This window comes from Burkholderia sp. PAMC 28687 (assembly GCF_001577465.1).
Taxonomy (GTDB): domain Bacteria; phylum Pseudomonadota; class Gammaproteobacteria; order Burkholderiales; family Burkholderiaceae; genus Caballeronia.
The window spans coordinates 2,159,426-2,176,611 of sequence record NZ_CP014505.1 but is presented as its reverse complement, the minus strand read 5'-3'; the positions used below and the strand labels follow the sequence as shown (position 1 = coordinate 2,176,611).

16 protein-coding genes and 1 tRNA gene are annotated in these 17,186 nt (G+C 59.3%); 15 read left to right on the top strand and 2 right to left on the bottom strand.

Translation table 11 applies throughout. The features are described from left to right. Positions 1 to 5: 5 nt before the first annotated feature. Both AX768_RS10085 and AX768_RS10080 read right to left on the bottom strand, forming a co-directional pair. The gene (locus AX768_RS10085; protein WP_061999840.1) at positions 6 to 659 is read right to left on the bottom strand and encodes a carbonic anhydrase; all 654 of its coding nucleotides are present in this window, start codon (positions 657 to 659) and stop codon (positions 6 to 8) included. A gap of 223 nt (positions 660 to 882) precedes the next feature. Further along, positions 883 to 1,389, bottom strand: a complete 507-nt coding sequence (locus AX768_RS10080) for a hypothetical protein (protein ID WP_061999839.1) — start codon at positions 1,387 to 1,389, stop codon at positions 883 to 885. A gap of 216 nt (positions 1,390 to 1,605) precedes the next feature. On the opposite strand from AX768_RS10080, the gene AX768_RS10075 reads away from it, so the two are divergent. The 15 genes from AX768_RS10075 to nuoH all read left to right on the top strand — a co-directional run bounded on the left by AX768_RS10075 (position 1,606) and on the right by nuoH (position 17,172). Beyond that, a complete protein-coding gene (locus AX768_RS10075; RefSeq protein WP_086382117.1) occupies positions 1,606 to 2,892 on the top strand; it encodes a branched-chain amino acid ABC transporter substrate-binding protein in 1,287 nt (428 codons plus the stop codon). Between the two features lie 238 nt (positions 2,893 to 3,130). Continuing rightward, on the top strand, positions 3,131 to 3,406 hold the full coding sequence (gene rpsO, locus AX768_RS10070; protein WP_056353993.1) for a 30S ribosomal protein S15: 276 nt from the start codon (positions 3,131 to 3,133) through the stop codon (positions 3,404 to 3,406). Between the two features lie 366 nt (positions 3,407 to 3,772). Beyond that, positions 3,773 to 5,923, top strand: coding sequence for a polyribonucleotide nucleotidyltransferase (gene pnp, locus AX768_RS10065; protein WP_172811941.1), 2,151 nt, complete (start codon positions 3,773 to 3,775; stop codon positions 5,921 to 5,923). A gap of 163 nt (positions 5,924 to 6,086) precedes the next feature. After that, on the top strand, positions 6,087 to 7,103 hold the full coding sequence (locus AX768_RS10060; protein ID WP_061999837.1) for an NAD(P)H-quinone oxidoreductase: 1,017 nt from the start codon (positions 6,087 to 6,089) through the stop codon (positions 7,101 to 7,103). 184 nt (positions 7,104 to 7,287) lie between these two features. Continuing rightward, entirely contained in the window at positions 7,288 to 8,070 is a 783-nt protein-coding gene (tpiA, locus tag AX768_RS10055; protein WP_062000913.1) for a triose-phosphate isomerase, read from the top strand. 86 nt (positions 8,071 to 8,156) lie between these two features. Beyond that, the gene (gene secG, locus AX768_RS10050; RefSeq protein ID WP_061999836.1) at positions 8,157 to 8,534 is read left to right on the top strand and encodes a preprotein translocase subunit SecG; all 378 of its coding nucleotides are present in this window, start codon (positions 8,157 to 8,159) and stop codon (positions 8,532 to 8,534) included. A gap of 113 nt (positions 8,535 to 8,647) precedes the next feature. Next, positions 8,648 to 8,732, top strand: a tRNA-Leu gene (locus tag AX768_RS10045). Positions 8,733 to 8,894: 162 nt separating this feature from the next. Then, entirely contained in the window at positions 8,895 to 9,254 is a 360-nt protein-coding gene (locus tag AX768_RS10040; RefSeq protein ID WP_056353980.1) for an NADH-quinone oxidoreductase subunit A, read from the top strand. 85 nt (positions 9,255 to 9,339) lie between these two features. Next, positions 9,340 to 9,819 carry a NuoB/complex I 20 kDa subunit family protein gene (locus tag AX768_RS10035; protein ID WP_027819582.1) on the top strand — a complete coding sequence of 160 codons (480 nt, stop codon included), beginning with the start codon at positions 9,340 to 9,342 and terminating at the stop codon, positions 9,817 to 9,819. Between the two features lie 91 nt (positions 9,820 to 9,910). Continuing rightward, complete coding sequence (locus AX768_RS10030) at positions 9,911 to 10,513, top strand: NADH-quinone oxidoreductase subunit C (RefSeq protein WP_061999835.1); 603 nt, start codon at positions 9,911 to 9,913, stop codon at positions 10,511 to 10,513. A gap of 9 nt (positions 10,514 to 10,522) precedes the next feature. After that, positions 10,523 to 11,776 carry an NADH-quinone oxidoreductase subunit D gene (locus AX768_RS10025; protein ID WP_061999834.1) on the top strand — a complete coding sequence of 418 codons (1,254 nt, stop codon included), beginning with the start codon at positions 10,523 to 10,525 and terminating at the stop codon, positions 11,774 to 11,776. 155 nt (positions 11,777 to 11,931) lie between these two features. Further along, entirely contained in the window at positions 11,932 to 12,417 is a 486-nt protein-coding gene (nuoE, locus tag AX768_RS10020) for an NADH-quinone oxidoreductase subunit NuoE (RefSeq protein ID WP_060858512.1), read from the top strand. After that, on the top strand, positions 12,414 to 13,739 hold the full coding sequence (gene nuoF / locus AX768_RS10015; protein WP_061999833.1) for an NADH-quinone oxidoreductase subunit NuoF: 1,326 nt from the start codon (positions 12,414 to 12,416) through the stop codon (positions 13,737 to 13,739). Before nuoE ends, nuoF begins: the two co-directional genes overlap by 4 nt. A gap of 31 nt (positions 13,740 to 13,770) precedes the next feature. After that, the gene (nuoG, locus tag AX768_RS10010) at positions 13,771 to 16,107 is read left to right on the top strand and encodes an NADH-quinone oxidoreductase subunit NuoG (protein WP_061999832.1); all 2,337 of its coding nucleotides are present in this window, start codon (positions 13,771 to 13,773) and stop codon (positions 16,105 to 16,107) included. Continuing rightward, complete coding sequence (nuoH, locus tag AX768_RS10005) at positions 16,108 to 17,172, top strand: NADH-quinone oxidoreductase subunit NuoH (protein ID WP_056353961.1); 1,065 nt, start codon at positions 16,108 to 16,110, stop codon at positions 17,170 to 17,172. The last annotated feature ends 14 nt before the right edge of the window (positions 17,173 to 17,186 follow it).

Here is a 17,186-nt window from a genome sequence, read left to right as displayed (position 1 = left end):
GCCGGCTAGCCGCCGGATGTTTCGGTCATATGCTGGACGGCGCTCGGGGCAGGTTCAGCCTCTGCGTCAGCCGGATCGCCGGATGAAAGGACTTTGATGCGGCCATCGCGCAGGCCGAATATCCAGCCGTGAACGCGCGGTGGGCGCTCTGCGTCGCGTACGGTCGACACGCGCCGGATCGCGCGAACTTGTTCCAGCACGCTCAGTTCGGCAAGCCGGTCGATGCGGCCATCGCCGGGCTCGATGGCGTCGAGTTCGCCGCTGTGTTTTTGCGCCAGCGCGCACAGCGGCGCAATGCGGCGGTTGACGTGGGGAAGGGCGGGCGACATGGGCAACAACGACGCCCGCACGCCGCCGCATCCATAATGTCCGCAGACGATCACATCGTCCACTTTCAGCACGTTCACCGCGTATTCGAGGACGCTCATGGTGTTGTCGTCGTCGGCGGAAAACAGGTTCGCGATGTTGCGATGGACGAACAGATCGCCGGGCTTCGAGTGCGTGATGGTTTCGGCCGGCACGCGGCTGTCGGAGCAGCCAAGCCACAGCACGGTCGGGCTTTGTCCCTGCGCGAGGGTTTCGAAGAAAGCCGGGTCGCTGGCGGCGGTTTCTGCCGCCCAGCCAACGTTTTCAACAAGCATGCGTTTGGGTCGAGTCATGGGGTGTAGTCCAATCCAGCTCCAAAAACGTAATGGTAGGCGATCTACAACGAAACGATTTTCCGGTTCACTGACACAACGTAGTCGTAAGCTTACGAATTACTTTCTATGAAAAGGTTCCGGACGTCCAGCCATAAAAAAATGCCGCGTTCGGCGGCGGCATTTTTTTCGGACGAGAAATAAATCGCCCGATGGGCGCGAGAGGCGTGTGTCTGTGAGGTCTTCAGAAGAAGTTCCGGCGATCGGGGTCGTGCAGCGGGTCCGGCGTCTTTTGTGTCAGGCGCACGATGCCCTGGTCATCGAAATAGAAGCTGAACATCATGTACCAGTAACCCGCCTCCATGTACCGATACGTCCATACCTCGCGCTTCATGAGCGGAAAGTAGGACGTCTCGACCGGCCGCCCGAAGTTGAGCAGAACGTCCTTGCGCGTCCATGTGCCGATCTGCGCTTTATAAAACTCGTTTTCATCGAGGACCTGACGCACGTTCACGATCCTCCCCGATGCATCGATGTCCGCCGCCGTCGTCACTTCGCCTAGCGGCTGGGTCGGCCACATCAGGCGCTTGCCGCCGTTCGGCAGGTCATAGACCTCTTTCGGCGGACCGAGGCGCGCTGTCACCGTCGATGAATCCGCGCCCGCCTGATAGTTCTGCCACGGCTGCGCACACGCCGTCAGCAACAGGGCCAGAATCATTGCGGCCGGTTTTCGTATCGAACTGATCAACATTGAAGCCTCCTTCGTGTGCGTGTCCACAATTTATCGTGGGTTTTTGCTGTGGTAGTTATTTTGACATGGGGCACGGTCCAGTCCACGCCCGCTTGCTCAGGAAACGCGCGGACCCGTGCCGGTATTCCATTTCATCGCGGATTCAGGCGAAATGTTGCGCGTGCCGTACCCTGCAGCCTATGATCCGCGGTTCGGCTTTTATCTTGGATGGGCGGTATGGGATTTCGTGATTTGCTGGCGAAATGCAGTAAGGCGGTGGTCGTGGGCGTTCTCGGGAGTATTTTCGCTGCGCCGGCCCTGGCAGCCGATCTCGCGCCAATCCGCATTGCGATGATCGAAGGCATGTCGGGCCCGTTCGCCAATGCGGGCGCATCCGTCGAGCGTAACTTGCGCTTCGGCGTGGAGCGCGTGAACGCCAATGGCGGCGTGGTTTTGCCCGATGGCAAGCATCCCTTGCAGCTTGTCGTGCTCGACGGAAAAGGCAGCAGCGAAGCGAGCCTTGTGCAACTGCGCGCGGCGATAGACCAGGGGATTGGCTTTGTGACGCAGGGAAATAGCTCGGCAGTGGCCGCCGCGCTCGTCGATGCGATCAACAAGCAGAACGTCCGCGATCCTGGACATCGGGTGGTCTTCCTGAATTATTCCGCCGATGATCCCGCCCTCACCAACGAGGATTGCAGCTTCTGGCATTTCCGCTTCGATGCCCACGCGGGCATGCGCATGAACGCGCTGGCCGATGTCATCCAGCGCGAGACATCGGTGAAAAAGGTCTATTTGTTCAATCAGGACTACAGCTTCGGCCACGATGTCAGCCGCGAAGCGCGCCGCGCGCTGAAGGAGCGCCGTCCGGACATAGCAATCGTCGCCGATGAATTCATTCCGGCCGGGCGCGTAAAGGATTTTGCGCCGTACATCGCGAAGATCCGTTCGAGCGGCGCCGACGCCGTCATCACCGGCAACTGGGGCAATGACCTGACGCTGTTGGTGAAAGCGGCGCGGGAGCAGGACCTCGACACGCACTTCTACACGTTCTACGGCAACAGTCTCGGCGCGCCTGCCGCGCTGGGCGAAGCCGGCGTGAAACACGTGGTCGCGGTGGCGGACTGGCATCCAAACGCGGGCGGCGCGGTGTCGGACGCTTACTACGGTGCGTTCCGGACCCGTTTTCTGGCTCCCGCCGACGATTACCTTTTCCTGCGCATGCCGCTGATGATCGAAATGCTCGCCAACGCAATGCAAAAGGCCCGCAGCGCCGATCCGACCGCAGTCGCCCACGCGCTGGAAGGCATGAAACTCGACACGGGTTTTCAAACCACGGAAATGCGCGCCGCAGATCATCAGTTGATCCAACCCCTGTATGTCATGGAGATGGACAAGTCGGGCACGCCGGGCGTGCACTTCGATAACGAAGGCTCGGGCTATGGCTTTCGGACCTTGCTGAAGGTCCCCGCAGCCAATACCGCAATGCCGACAACCTGCCAGATGAAACGTCCCGCCTCGTAAGAGAAGCTTGGGACCCGGCCTATTGCGCAAATACATTCGACGGGGGTGACCGTGTCGACGGGCAAAATCGCTGTGCTATAATTCGCGACTTGCCGTATGTAAGGCCGGGCCTCAATCCTGGTTCAAATGCGTCCGGCAAGGAAATCCGAAGCCGGTTTTCAGGCCAAGGAAAAGATGCAGAAAACCCACGGCACGGCCCTTCTTCCGTGACCGCCTGTCCGTATCAAAGGAAAATCAAATGTCTACCGTAGTTGCTCATGCAAAGAAGTCCGACGTCGTCGCAGAATATGCGCGCGCCGCAAATGACACCGGATCGCCTGAAGTGCAAGTCGCACTGCTGACGACCCGTATCAATGAACTGACCGTTCACTTCAAGGCCCACACGAAAGATCACCACAGCCGCCGCGGTCTGCTGCGCATGGTGAGCCGCCGTCGCAAGCTGCTCGATTACCTGAAGGGCAAAGACGCTGACCGTTATCGCTCGCTGATCGAAAAGCTGGGTCTGCGCAAGTAAGCGGCTAGCGTTCACAACGAAATGCCTGTGTCAGTTTGCTGATACAGGCATTTTGTTTTTGAACGGCGCGCTCTGTACGCGCGCGCAAGCAGGAAAACGGCGGGAAATATCGAAGGCTTGCATTAAAGCCAATCCGGATCGGAAACCGATTCGACTACAGGGCCGGGCCTCGCGGCAGAGCTTTGTGTCATTCCAGCGCGTCATGCGCATCGCGTATCGTGTTGCGTTGGAATGACATACACCCCTCTCTTGCGCGGTTCCGGTCATCGCTTGGCTTCGCGGTTTTTATCGGTGTGTGCGGGCGTTCCGGATGGTCCGGCAAGCACGACAACACATCAGAAAGCCGCGGGGCATAACGAAGAAGGAGTGAGAATGTTTAAGAAAATCGTCAAGGAATTCAAGTGGGGACAACACAACGTTCGCCTGGAAACAGGTGAAATCGCGCGCCAGGCAAGCGGCGCCGTGATCGTCGATGTGGAAGATACCGTGGTGCTCGCGACGGTTGTCGGCGCGAAGACGGCAAAGCCGGGCCAGGACTTCTTCCCGCTGACCGTCGATTATCTGGAAAAGACCTACGCAGCCGGCAAGATCCCGGGTGGTTTCTTCCGTCGCGAAGGCCGTCCGTCGGAAGGCGAAACGCTGATTTCCCGCCTGATCGACCGTCCGTTGCGCCCGCTGTTCCCGGAAGGCTTCTATAACGAAGTCCAGGTCGTCATCCACGTGCTGTCGCTGAATCCGGATGTGCCCGCCGACATTCCCGCGCTGATCGGCGCGTCGGCGGCTCTGGCCATCTCCGGTTTGCCGTTCAACGGCCCGGTGGGTGCTGCCCGCGTTGCATACATCAACAACGAATTCGTGCTGAACCCGACGCGTCCGCAGATGAAGGAATCGGCGCTCGACCTGATCGTCGCCGGTACGGAACGCGCGGTGCTGATGGTGGAATCGGAAGCGCAACAGCTTACCGAAGAAGTCATGCTGGCCGCTGTGGTGTTCGGTCACGACCAGATGCAGGTCGCAATCGATGCAATCCACGAACTGGTCGCCGAAGGTGGCAAGCCGGAATGGGACTGGGCGCCGGCTGCGAAGAACGAACCGCTGATCGCACGCGTGGCCGAGCTGGCTCAAGCCGAATTGCTGTCGGTTTATCAGATCCGCGACAAGTCGGCTCGCAGCGCCAAGCTGAAGGAAGTGTATGCATCGACGACTGCCAAGCTGACCGAAGAAGCCGCTGCCCGTGGCGAAGCGCCGGCTGACAAGGCGACCATCGGCAATGTGTTGTTCGACATCGAAGCGAAGATCGTTCGTACGCAGATCTTGAACGGCGAACCGCGTATCGATGGCCGTGACACGCGCACCGTCCGTCCCATCGAAATCCGCACCGGCGTGCTGCCGCGCACGCACGGCTCGGCGTTGTTCACGCGTGGTGAAACACAAGCGCTGGTCGTGGCGACGCTCGGCACGAAGGGCGACGAACAGAATATCGACGCGCTCGAAGGCGAGTATCGCGAACGCTTCATGCTTCACTACAACATGCCTCCGTTCGCGACCGGCGAAACGGGTCGCGTCGGTTCGCCGAAGCGCCGTGAAATCGGTCACGGCCGTCTGGCGAAGCGCGCATTGGTGGCAGTGCTGCCGAGCGCCGACGAATTCGGTTATTCCATCCGCGTCGTATCGGAAATCACGGAATCGAACGGTTCTTCGTCCATGGCTTCGGTCTGCGGCGGCTGTCTCGCGCTGATGGACGCCGGCGTTCCAATGAAAGCGCACGTCGCAGGTATCGCGATGGGCCTGATCCTTGAAGGCAACAAGTTCGCGGTGCTGACGGACATCCTGGGCGACGAAGATCACCTGGGCGACATGGACTTCAAGGTCGCAGGCACGGCGCAAGGCGTGACGGCACTGCAGATGGACATCAAGATCCAGGGCATCACGAAGGAGATCATGCAGGTCGCGCTCGCGCAGGCGAAGGAAGGCCGCATGCATATCCTCGGCAAGATGACGACCGCGGTCCCGGGCACGAACACGAACCTGTCGGACTACGCGCCGCGCATGATCACCATGAAGATCAATCCGGAAAAGATCCGCGACGTGATCGGCAAGGGCGGTTCGGTGATCCGTGCGTTGACCGAAGAAACCAACACGACCATCGACATTTCCGATGACGGCGTGGTGACCATCGCAAGCACGAGCAGCGAAGGCATGGCGGAAGCGAAGAAGCGTATCGAGAACATCACGGCCGAAGTGGAAGTGGGTCAGGTATACGAAGGTCCGGTACTGAAATTGCTCGACTTCGGCGCGATCATCAACATCCTGCCGGGTAAGGATGGTCTGCTGCACATCTCGGAAATTGTCAACGAGCGCATCAAGGACATCAACGACTACCTGAAGGAAGGCCAGGTCGTTAAGGTCAAGGTCATCCAGACGGACGAAAAGGGTCGTGTGCGTTTGTCGGCGAAGGCACTGCTGGCTGAAGGCGGCGAGCCGATTCAACCGATCCAGCCGACGCAACCGCAGTAATGCGGTAGGTTGGAATGGCCGGCGCGAGAAGCTTGCGTGCCGGCCGTTTTCGAATGTGATGGTTCGAATGTGAAGCATGTTTTTGCAGGTTTGGTTATTCGAGCCCGCAAAGCCATGAGGTTACGTCGCTGTTTCACGAAGTCCGACTTTAAGGAATCCGCAGATGAAAGCGATCGAAATCACCGAATTTGGCGCGCCCGACGTTCTCAAGCTGGGCGAGCGTCCAATGCCGGAACCGAAGGCCGGCGAAGTGCTGATCAAGGTTGCAGCGTCGGGTGTGAATCGTCCGGATGTATTCCAGCGCAAGGGCGGCTATGCGCCGCCGCCGGGTGCATCTGATCTGCCGGGGCTGGAAGTGGCGGGTGAGATCGTGCGCGGGGACTTCGATCCGAAGCACAATCCATTCGGTCTGAAAGCGGGCGATCGCGTATGTGCGCTCCTCGCGGGCGGCGGTTATGCCGAGTACGCATGCGCGCCGCTCGAGCAGTGCCTGCCCGTGCCGAAGGGTTTGACGGATATCGAAGCGGCTTCGTTGCCGGAAACGTTCTTTACCGTGTGGAGCAACGTGTTCGAGCGCGCGCACCTGGGCAAGGGCGAGAACGGCGCCGAGGAGACGCTGCTGATCCAGGGTGGATCGAGCGGAATCGGCGTGACGGCCATCCAGATTGCCAAGGCGCTTGGTCATCGTGTGTTCGTGACAGCCGGGTCCGATGAAAAATGCCAGGCTTGCGAAAAGCTCGGTGCGGAGCGCGCGATCAACTACAAGACGGAAGATTTCGTCGATGTCGTGAAGTCGCTCACAAATGACCGCGGCGTGGACGTGATCCTGGACATGGTCGCGGGCGATTATCTTCCCCGTGAACTGAAAGCACTGGCTGATGGCGGCCGCGTGGTGGTCATCGCAACGCTTGGCGGATCGAAAGCCGAGATCAACCTGAATGAAGTGTTGCGCCGTCGTCTCGTGATCACGGGTTCGACCTTGCGCCCGCGTGCGGTTGCGTTCAAGGGCAAGGTCGCGGTGCAGTTGAAAGAGCAAGTGTGGCCGGAGATCGAGGCAGGACGCATCAAGCCAGTGATTCACCAGGTTTTCCCCGCCGATCAGGCCGCCGCAGCGCACGAACTGATGGAAGGCAGCACGCATATCGGCAAAATCGTGCTCGACTGGAGCCAGGTTGCCTGATCGCCAGCGCGGCGCGGAGCTGAAATAAGCTGTCAGGGAGATTTACGCGTTTGACCGTTTTCTGCCAGGCACAGTAAAATCGCATGTTGTACTGGGGCGACGCGTCCAAAAGTTTCGTTTCCGGTTGATTTTTCTGGTTCCTTTCCACCTACTGATCGGCAGCCTCGCTGCTATGACGAGACAAATGCCGAAAGAACAAGCCAAACGCGCAAAGCTGGTAGTGGGAAACTGGAAGATGCACGGTCGGCTCGTAGAGAACGCGGCCTTGCTGCAAGCAGTTGCCACGGGCGCCGCTGGATTGTCGAGCGACGTCCGTACGGGCATCTGTGTCCCGGCACCATACCTTGCACAAGCGCAGGCGTTGCTGGCAGGCTCGAAAGTCGCGTGGGGCGTGCAGGATGTCTCGGCTCACAAGCAGGGCGCCTATACGGGCGAAGTCGCAGCCGGCATGGCTGCCGATTTCGACGCAACCTACGCGATCGTTGGTCATTCCGAGCGGCGTGCTTATCATCATGAGCATTCGGACCTGGTCGCGGTGAAAGCGCAGCGCGCTCTGGAAGCCGGTCTTACGCCCATTGTGTGCGTGGGTGAGACGCTGGAGCAACGCGAAAACGGTTCGACCGAACAAGTGATCGGAACGCAACTCGAAGCAGTGCTGCTTGTGCTGAGCCAAGAACAAGCGGCAAAGATCGTCGTGGCATATGAACCCGTCTGGGCGATCGGTACAGGAAAAAGCGCGACGACCGAGCAGGCGCAGCAAGTTCACGCTTTCCTGCGCTCGCAACTCGCATCGAAGGGTGCAGGCGCGGCGAAGGCGCCGGTGCTCTACGGCGGCAGCGTCAAGCCGGAAAATGCGAAAGAGTTGTTTGCTCAGCAGGACATCGATGGCGGATTGATTGGCGGCGCATCGCTGAAGTCGAATGATTTCCTTGCGATCTGCCAGGCGGCACAAAACGGATCGGTTTGATAACCGAGTTTAAGCTTTCGAGTGTGTAAGCATTAAAGGCGGGGCACAGAAGTGTCGCGCGAACATTAAAGAGTCGGGTGAACGGAATGCTGTATTTAAAGACTTTGATTATTGTCGTCCAGTTGTTGTCGGCGTTTGGCGTTATCGGGCTCGTATTGTTGCAACACGGCAAGGGTGCTGATATGGGTGCGGCTTTCGGCAGCGGCGCGTCGGGCAGTTTGTTCGGCGCAACTGGTTCGGCGAACTTTCTGTCGCGTACAACCGCTGTCCTCGCAGCGGTGTTTTTCATCTCGACGTTGACGCTGACCTACCTCGGAAGCTACAAGCCTGCAGCTTCGGCAGGCGTGCTGGGCGGGGCTTCGGTAACGGCGCCTGCTGCAAACACGACCCTTGGCGCGTCGGCTGCAACCGCGAGTTCGGCACCGGTTGCATCGTCAGCCCCTGGCTCCGACGTTCCGAAATAATTTTCGCTTTAGGCACCTTTTGTGCGTTGAACAAACTGCTTAACCCAGTTATAATTTTGTTCTCGAAGCGATTCCCGGCAATTAGAAGTTGATTTACCGGATTGCAAGACAGTGCCGACGTGGTGAAATTGGTAGACACGCTATCTTGAGGGGGTAGTGGCGAAAGCTGTGCGAGTTCGAGTCTCGCCGTCGGCACCAAAAAAGTTATCCAATGCCAGCCGCATGCATTGCTTCGGCTGGCATTGTCACTTCTGGCGAGTGAATATGTAAGGGTTCTTACGTATCATTCGTCTTTAGTTGAAAATCGGTTGGGCAGTCGTCCTGACCGGCACACCAGATCAAACCGATTTGAGGATAGTCGTGAATCTCTCAGCCTATTATCCCGTCTTGCTGTTCCTCGTCGTGGGCACCGGTTTGGGTATCGCTCTCGTCAGCATCGGTAAAATTCTCGGTCCCAACAAGCCTGACACAGAAAAAAACGCGCCCTACGAGTGCGGCTTCGAAGCGTTCGAAGACGCGCGGATGAAGTTCGATGTGCGCTATTATCTTGTCGCTATTCTGTTCATTATTTTCGATCTTGAAACCGCGTTCCTGTTTCCGTGGGGCGTTGCCTTGCGCGACATCGGCTGGCCGGGTTTTCTGTCCATGATGGTTTTCCTGCTCGAATTCCTGCTGGGTTTTGCCTACATCTGGAGAAAGGGTGGGCTGGACTGGGAGTGAAGTGCAAAGGGTTGCGGATTTGGGGTCGTCGAATCACCGGATTGCTGGGTAGCTATGGCTGGCTGCCCATCTGGAGTGAAAGCAAATGAGTATCGAAGGGGTCTTGAAGGAAGGGTTCGTCACCACCACGGCTGACAAACTGATCAACTGGACGCGCACGGGCTCGCTGTGGCCCATGACGTTCGGTCTTGCGTGTTGCGCGGTCGAGATGATGCACGCGGGCGCTGCCCGCTACGACCTGGATCGCTTCGGCGTCGTGTTTCGTCCGAGTCCGCGGCAGTCGGACGTGATGATCGTGGCTGGAACGCTATGCAACAAGATGGCGCCTGCGCTGCGCAAGGTGTACGACCAGATGGCCGAGCCGCGCTGGGTCATCTCCATGGGTTCGTGCGCCAACGGCGGCGGTTACTACCACTACTCCTATTCTGTCGTGCGCGGCTGTGACCGGATCGTTCCCGTCGACGTATACGTGCCCGGATGCCCGCCGACGGCTGAAGCGCTTGTATATGGCGTGATTCAATTGCAGGCGAAAATTCGCCGCACCAGCACGATCGCCCGCCAGTAAGCGTGGTTGATCCAAGGTCGTGACGCCTTCAGCATGCCGGTCAGCGTCACAGAAGTCCAATTAGCGTCACCAAGGCCTGAGCCTCCCCAATATGGCAAGCAAACTCGAGACCCTGAAAGCGAACCTCGAGGCGGCGTTCGGCGACCGCCTGCATAGCGTTACCGAGTCGCTCGGGCAACTGACTGTCGTTGTCAAGGCGTCGAACTACCTGGATGTAGCGCTTCAGTTGCGCGACGATCGCTCGCTCGGGTTCGAGCAACTCGTCGACCTGTGCGGCGTCGATTACTTCACGTATGGCGACGGCGCCTACGAAGGTCCGCGTTTTGCGGCCGTCCTCCATCTTCTTTCGATCGCCAACAACTGGCGTGTGCGCGTGCGCGTGTTCGCTCCGGACGACGAAGTACCTATCGTTGCCTCGGTGGTGGACGTGTGGTCATCGGCGAACTGGTATGAGCGCGAAGCATTCGACCTGTTCGGAATCGTCTTCGAAGGCCACCCGGACCTGCGCCGCATTCTCACCGACTATGGTTTTATCGGCCATCCGTTCCGCAAGGACTTCCCGGTGTCGGGTTATGTCGAGATGCGTTACGACCCTGAAGAGAAGCGCGTCGTGTACCAGCCCGTGACGATCGAGCCGCGCGAAATCACGCCGCGCGTGATCCGCGAGGACCGCTATGGCGGTCTGAAACACTAAGAGAACGCCATGGCAGAGATCAAGAACTACACGCTCAACTTCGGCCCGCAGCACCCGGCTGCGCACGGTGTGCTGCGCCTCGTACTGGAGCTCGACGGCGAAGTGATCCAGCGCGCCGATCCGCATATCGGCCTCTTGCATCGCGCAACCGAGAAGCTCGCCGAGTCGAAGACCTTCATTCAGTCCGTGCCGTACATGGACCGTCTCGACTATGTGTCGATGATGGTCAACGAGCACGGCTACGTGATGGCGATCGAGAAGCTGCTCGGTATCGACGTCCCGATTCGTGCGAAATACATCCGCGTGCTTTTCGACGAAATCACGCGTGTGCTGAACCACCTGATGTGGATCGGCTCGCACGCACTCGACGTTGGTGCAATGGCCGTGTTTTTGTATGCCTTCCGCGAACGCGAAGACCTGATGGACGTGTACGAAGCGGTGTCCGGCGCACGGATGCACGCGGCGTATTACCGTCCGGGCGGCGTGTATCGCGATCTGCCTGACGCAATGCCGCAATACAAGGCATCGAAGATCCGCAATGCGAAAGCGTTGTCGCGCATGAACGAGACGCGTCAGGGCTCGCTGCTTGATTTCATCGACGACTTCTTCACGCGTTTTCCGAAGTGCGTGGACGAGTACGAGACGCTGCTGACCGATAACCGCATCTGGAAGCAGCGGCTCGTGGGTATCGGTGTGGTCAGTCCTGAGCGCGCGTTGCAGCTCGGCATGACCGGCGCCATGCTGCGCGGCTCGGGCATTGAATGGGATCTGCGCAAGAAGCAGCCGTACGAAGTCTACGATCAACTGGATTTCGATATTCCGGTCGGCGTCAACGGCGACTGCTACGACCGTTATCTCGTGCGAGTGGAAGAAATGCGTCAATCCACGCGCATCGCGAAACAGTGTATTGAGTGGCTGCGGAAGAATCCGGGCCCGGTGATGATCGACAATCACAAGATTGCGCCGCCTTCGCGCGTGGGCATGAAGACCAACATGGAAGAGCTGATTCACCACTTCAAGCTCTTTACGGAAGGGTTCCACGTTCCGGAAGGCGAGACGTATGCAGCAGTCGAGCATCCGAAGGGCGAGTTTGGCATCTATCTGATTTCGGATGGGGCGAACAAGCCGTATCGATTGAAGATTCGTGCGCCGGGTTATGCGCATCTTGCTTCGCTCGACGAAATGGCGCGCGGACACATGATTGCGGACGCGGTGACGATCATCGGGACGCAGGACATCGTGTTTGGCGAGATCGACCGCTGACATGCAGTCGCGGAAATCTCCCGCATTACGCCGGCCCGGTCGCGCATTAGCGCTGAACGTGCCGGCGAACCAACAACAGCAGGACGCCAGGTCTGCCGCAGAAGAAGGGCGCGGCGGGTTTTCGTTCGGTAGGAACTGAAAGAGTCGTGTCTGAAATGATCTCAGCTGAAGGCCTGAAAGAAATCGATCGCGCGATCGCGAAATATCCTGTGGAGCAGAAGCAGTCCGCAGTGATGGCGGCGCTGACTGTCGCTCAGGAAGAGCATGGCTGGCTGTCGCCGGAAATCATGCAGTTCGTGGCCGACTACCTGAGCATGCCGTCCGTGGCCGTACAGGAAGTGGCGACGTTCTACACCATGTACGAGACCGCGCCGGTCGGCAAGCACAAGATCACGCTCTGTACCAATCTGCCGTGCCAACTCGGTCCTGACGGCGGCTCGGAAAGTGCTGCGGAATACCTGAAGCAAAAGCTCGGCATCGACTTTGGCGAAACCACCGCTGACGGCAAGTTCACCTTGAAAGAAGGCGAATGTTTTGGCGCGTGCGGCGATGCACCCGTGTTGCTCGTGAACAATCATCGTATGTGCAGTTTCATGAGTCGCGAGCGGATCGACACGCTCCTCGAGGAACTTTCGAAATGACGTCTCTTCACGACCGCCACATCCAGCCCCTGATTCTCGCCGGCCTCAACGGCGAAAACTGGCACCTCGAAGACTATGTGGCGCGCGGCGGTTACGCCCAGCTCCGCCGCATTCTCGAAGAAAAAATTCCGCAAGAACAGGTCATCGCCGACGTCAAGGCGTCGGGCCTGCGTGGCCGTGGCGGTGCGGGTTTCCCGACCGGTCTTAAGTGGAGCTTCATGCCGCGTCAGTTCCCGGGGCAGAAGTACCTCGTCTGCAACTCGGACGAAGGCGAACCGGGCACGTTCAAGGACCGCGACATTCTTCGCTGGAATCCGCATGCGTTGATCGAGGGTATGTGCATTGGCGCGTACGCCATGGGCATCACGGTCGGCTACAACTACATTCACGGCGAGATCTTCGAGGTCTACAAGGTCTTCGAACAGGCGCTTGAAGAAGCACGTGCGGCCGGTTACCTGGGTGCGAATATCCTAGGTTCGGGCTTCTCGTTCGAGCTGTATGCGCACCATGGTTACGGCGCATATATCTGTGGCGAAGAAACTGCGTTGCTCGAGTCGCTGGAAGGCAAGAAAGGTCAGCCGCGCTTCAAGCCGCCTTTCCCGGCAAGCTTTGGCGTGTATGGCAAGCCGACCACGATCAACAACACCGAGACGTTCGCAGCCGTGCCGTTCCTGCTGGCTATCGGCCCGCAGAAGTATCTCGAGATCGGCAAGCCGAACAACGGCGGCACGAAGATTTTCTCGGTTGCCGGGGACGTGAATCGTCCGGGCAATTTCGAAGTGCCGCTCGGCACGTCGTTCGAGACGCTGCTCGAGCTGGCAGGCGGTGTGCGCGGCAAGTCCGTGAAAGCGGTGATCCCGGGTGGATCGTCTGCGCCAGTCGTACCGGGTGAGCTCATGCTGGCCACCGACATGGATTACGACTCGATTGCGAAGGCGGGCTCCATGCTGGGTTCGGGCGCGGTGATCGTCATGAACGAAACGCGTTGCATGGTGCGTTCGCTCTTGCGCCTGTCGTACTTCTACTACGAAGAATCGTGTGGTCAGTGCACGCCTTGCCGCGAAGGCACGGGCTGGCTGTATCGCGTGGTGCATCGGATCGAACACGGACTCGGGCGCAAGGAAGACCTGGATCTGCTGAACTCGGTCGCTGAAAACATCATGGGTCGCACCATTTGTGCACTCGGCGACGCGGCGGCCATGCCGGTGCGCGGCATGCTGAAGCATTTCTGGGACGAATTCGAATACCACGTCGAGCATAAACATTGTCTCGTCGACGGACATGCGCATCATGCGCACACGTCCGAAGCGCTTACCGCGTGATCAGTGATCAGGCCAAGGACCATTCCCCATCATGGTTGAATTAGAAATCGACGGCAAAAGTGTAGAAGTGCCTGAAGGCAGCATGGTGATCCAGGCTGCGCATAAGGTCGATACATACATTCCTCACTTCTGCTATCACAAGAAACTGTCGATCGCGGCGAACTGCCGGATGTGCCTGGTCGAAGTAGAGAAAATGCCGAAGGCGGTTCCCGCGTGTGCCACGCCGGTGTCGGCGGGCATGATCGTGCGTACGAAGTCGGACAAGGCTATCAAGGCGCAGCAGTCCGTCATGGAATTCCTGCTGATCAATCACCCGCTCGATTGCCCGATCTGCGATCAGGGCGGCGAATGTCAGTTGCAGGACTTGGCGGTGGGTTACGGCAAGTCGCAGTCGCGCTACAACGAAGAAAAGCGCGTGGTGTTCCACAAGAACGTCGGACCGCTGATCTCCATGGAAGAGATGACGCGCTGCATCCATTGCACGCGTTGCGTCCGTTTTGGTCAGGAAGTGGCCGGCGTGATGGAACTCGGCATGCTGGGTCGCGGCGAGCACTCGGAAATCACGTCGTTCGTTGGCAAGACGGTCGATTCGGAACTGTCGGGCAACATGATCGACCTGTGCCCGGTCGGCGCGTTGACGAGCAAGCCGTTCCGCTACAGCGCCCGTACGTGGGAACTGTCGCGCCGCAAGTCGATCAGCCCGCACGATTCGGTCGGCGCCAATCTGGTCGTACAGGTGAAGAACAACCGCGTGATGCGCGTCCTGCCGATGGAAAACGAATCCATCAACGAATGCTGGATCTCGGACAAGGATCGCTTCTCGTACGAATCGCTGAACGGCGACGACCGTCTCACGCAGCCCATGCTGAAGCAGGGCGGCAAGTGGGTCGAGACCGACTGGCAAACGGCGCTGGAATACGTGGCGAAGGGCATCAAGGGCATAACGGCTGACCATGGCGCGAATCAGATCGCCGCTTTGGCTACGCCGCACAGCACCGTTGAAGAACTCTATCTGCTGAAGCAGTTTGCCGAAGGCGTGGGTACGCCGAACGTCGATTTCCGTCTGCGCCAGAGCGACTTCTCTGCGCCGGTTTCCGACAGCGCGCCGTGGCTTGGCATGAAGATCGCAGACCTGACGAATATCGACACGGCGTTCGTCGTGGGTTCGTTCCTGCGTCGCGATCATCCGCTGTTCGCAGCACGTCTGCGTCAGGCTGCCAAGGGCGGCGCAAAGCTCACGTTCCTGAACGCGACGAACGACGATTCGCTGATTCCCGCTGCGCATCGCGTAGTGGCAGCGCCTTCGGAATGGCTCGCGCACCTGGGCAGCATTGCTGCTGCAGTGTCCGAAGCACGTGGCGTTGCTGCACCGGAAGCGTTCGCTGGCATCGAGGCATCGGCGGCGGCCAAGGACATCGCTGCATCCCTGTCGGCCGGCGACAAGCGTGTCCTGCTGCTCGGCAACAGCGCGGTTCAGCATCCGCAGTTCGCGCAGATCCATGCTGTTTGCCAGTGGATCGCGGACGAGACGGGCGCAACGCTGGGTTATCTGACTGAAGCTGCAAATACGGTTGGCGCGCATCTCGTCGATGCACTGCCGGGCGAAGGCGGCCTGAACGCACGCGAAGCGTTCGAGCAGCCGCGCAAGGGTTACGTGCTCTTCAACGTCGAACCTGCATTCGATACCGCCAACCCCGCTCAAGCGCTCGCCGCATTGAAGCAGGCTGAAATGGTTGTCGCGTTGTCGGCGTTCAAGCACGGGTCGGACTACGCCGACGTGCTGCTGCCGATCGCACCGTTCACGGAAACATCGGGCACGTTCGTCAACGCTGAAGGTACAGCGCAGACGTTCAACGGCGTCGTGCGTCCGCTGGGCGAAACGCGTCCGGGCTGGAAAGTATTGCGTGTGCTGGGCAGCATCCTGGGCCTGAAGGGTTTCGAATTCGATACCGCCGAAGAAGTCCGCGACGCAGCATTGGGCAAGGGCGATCTGAGTTCGCGCCTGTCGAACAAGAGCAGCGTGGCGATCAAGCCGGTGACGAAGGCTGCATTGAACGAAGGCAGTTTCGAGCGCCTCGCCGACACGCCGATCTATCATGCCGACGCATTGTCGCGTCGCGCCGAATCGCTGCATCTGACGGCTGCCGCGCGCGACGCCAATGTGGCTGCGCTGCCGACGTCGCTGTTCGAAAAACTCGGTCTGAAAGACGGCGATGCCGTGCGTGTCGCTCAAGGCGGTCTCTCGGTCACGCTGCCGGCCGTTCGCGACGCGAATCTGGCGGAAAGCGTGGTGCGTGTATCGGCGGGAACACCGGTCGGTGCGGCGCTCGGGGCTCTGTTCGGTGAACTGGTAGTGGAGAAGGCGTAAATGGGCTTGTTCGATACGATCAACGCAGGCGGGACGCAGATTCTCGGTGTCGCCTGGCCCACGGTGTGGGCTGTCATCCGCATTCTCGTGGTGTCGGTGGTGATCCTGCTGTGCGTCGCGTACCTGATTCTGTGGGAACGCAAGCTCATCGGCTGGATGCACGTGCGTCTTGGCCCGAATCGCGTGGGTCCGCTCGGACTCCTGCAGCCGATCGCCGATGTGCTGAAGCTGTTGCTGAAGGAAGTGATCCAGCCGACGCAAGCGAGCCGCTGGATCTACCTGATCGCGCCGATCATGACCGTGGTTCCCGCGTTCGCGGTGTGGGCGGTGATTCCGTTCCAGGCGAAAGCGGTGCTGGGCGACATCAACGCCGGCCTGCTGTACGTGATGGCGATTTCGTCCATCGGCGTGTATGGCGTGATCCTGGCCGGCTGGGCATCGAACTCGAAGTACGCGTTCCTTGGCGCCATGCGCGCCGCGGCGCAGATGGTGTCGTACGAAATCTCGATGGGCTTTGCGCTCGTCGTCGTGCTGATGGTCACGGGTAGCCTGAACATGTCGGCTATCGTGGTCTCGCAGGAACACGGCATCTTCGCGAACTGGGGTATCAACTTCCTCTCGTGGAACTGGTTGCCGCTCCTGCCCATGTTCGTCGTGTACTTCATCTCGGGCATTGCCGAAACGAACCGTCACCCGTTCGACGTGGTGGAAGGCGAGTCGGAAATCGTCGCGGGTCACATGATCGATTATTCGGGCATGGCGTTCGCGCTGTTCTTCCTGGCCGAGTACATCAACATGATCGTGATCTCGGCGATCGCATCGACGTTGTTCCTTGGTGGCTGGAGCGCGCCGTTTGGTTTCCTGTCCTTCATCCCGGGCATTTTCTGGTTCGTGCTGAAGATCTTCTTCCTGCTGTCCGTGTTCATCTGGGCCCGTGCGACATTCCCGCGTTATCGCTACGACCAGATCATGCGTCTTGGCTGGAAAATCTTTCTGCCGGTGTCGGTGGTGTGGGTGGTCGTGGTCGGGTTCTGGATCATGTCACCGCTGAACATCTGGAAATAATGGGCGGATGAAAA

Coding starts and splice junctions, on each gene's coding strand:
- AX768_RS10085 (WP_061999840.1), bottom strand. CDS start 659: ATGACTCGACCCAAACGCATGCTTGTTGAAAACGTTGGCTGGGCGGCA.
- AX768_RS10080 (WP_061999839.1), bottom strand. CDS start 1,389: ATGTTGATCAGTTCGATACGAAAACCGGCCGCAATGATTCTGGCCCTG.
- AX768_RS10075 (WP_086382117.1), top strand. CDS start 1,606: ATGGGATTTCGTGATTTGCTGGCGAAATGCAGTAAGGCGGTGGTCGTG.
- rpsO (WP_056353993.1), top strand. CDS start 3,131: ATGTCTACCGTAGTTGCTCATGCAAAGAAGTCCGACGTCGTCGCAGAA.
- AX768_RS10060 (WP_061999837.1), top strand. CDS start 6,087: ATGAAAGCGATCGAAATCACCGAATTTGGCGCGCCCGACGTTCTCAAG.
- tpiA (WP_062000913.1), top strand. CDS start 7,288: ATGCCGAAAGAACAAGCCAAACGCGCAAAGCTGGTAGTGGGAAACTGG.
- secG (WP_061999836.1), top strand. CDS start 8,157: ATGCTGTATTTAAAGACTTTGATTATTGTCGTCCAGTTGTTGTCGGCG.
- AX768_RS10035 (WP_027819582.1), top strand. CDS start 9,340: ATGAGTATCGAAGGGGTCTTGAAGGAAGGGTTCGTCACCACCACGGCT.
- AX768_RS10030 (WP_061999835.1), top strand. CDS start 9,911: ATGGCAAGCAAACTCGAGACCCTGAAAGCGAACCTCGAGGCGGCGTTC.
- AX768_RS10025 (WP_061999834.1), top strand. CDS start 10,523: ATGGCAGAGATCAAGAACTACACGCTCAACTTCGGCCCGCAGCACCCG.
- nuoE (WP_060858512.1), top strand. CDS start 11,932: ATGATCTCAGCTGAAGGCCTGAAAGAAATCGATCGCGCGATCGCGAAA.
- nuoF (WP_061999833.1), top strand. CDS start 12,414: ATGACGTCTCTTCACGACCGCCACATCCAGCCCCTGATTCTCGCCGGC.
- nuoG (WP_061999832.1), top strand. CDS start 13,771: ATGGTTGAATTAGAAATCGACGGCAAAAGTGTAGAAGTGCCTGAAGGC.
- nuoH (WP_056353961.1), top strand. CDS start 16,108: ATGGGCTTGTTCGATACGATCAACGCAGGCGGGACGCAGATTCTCGGT.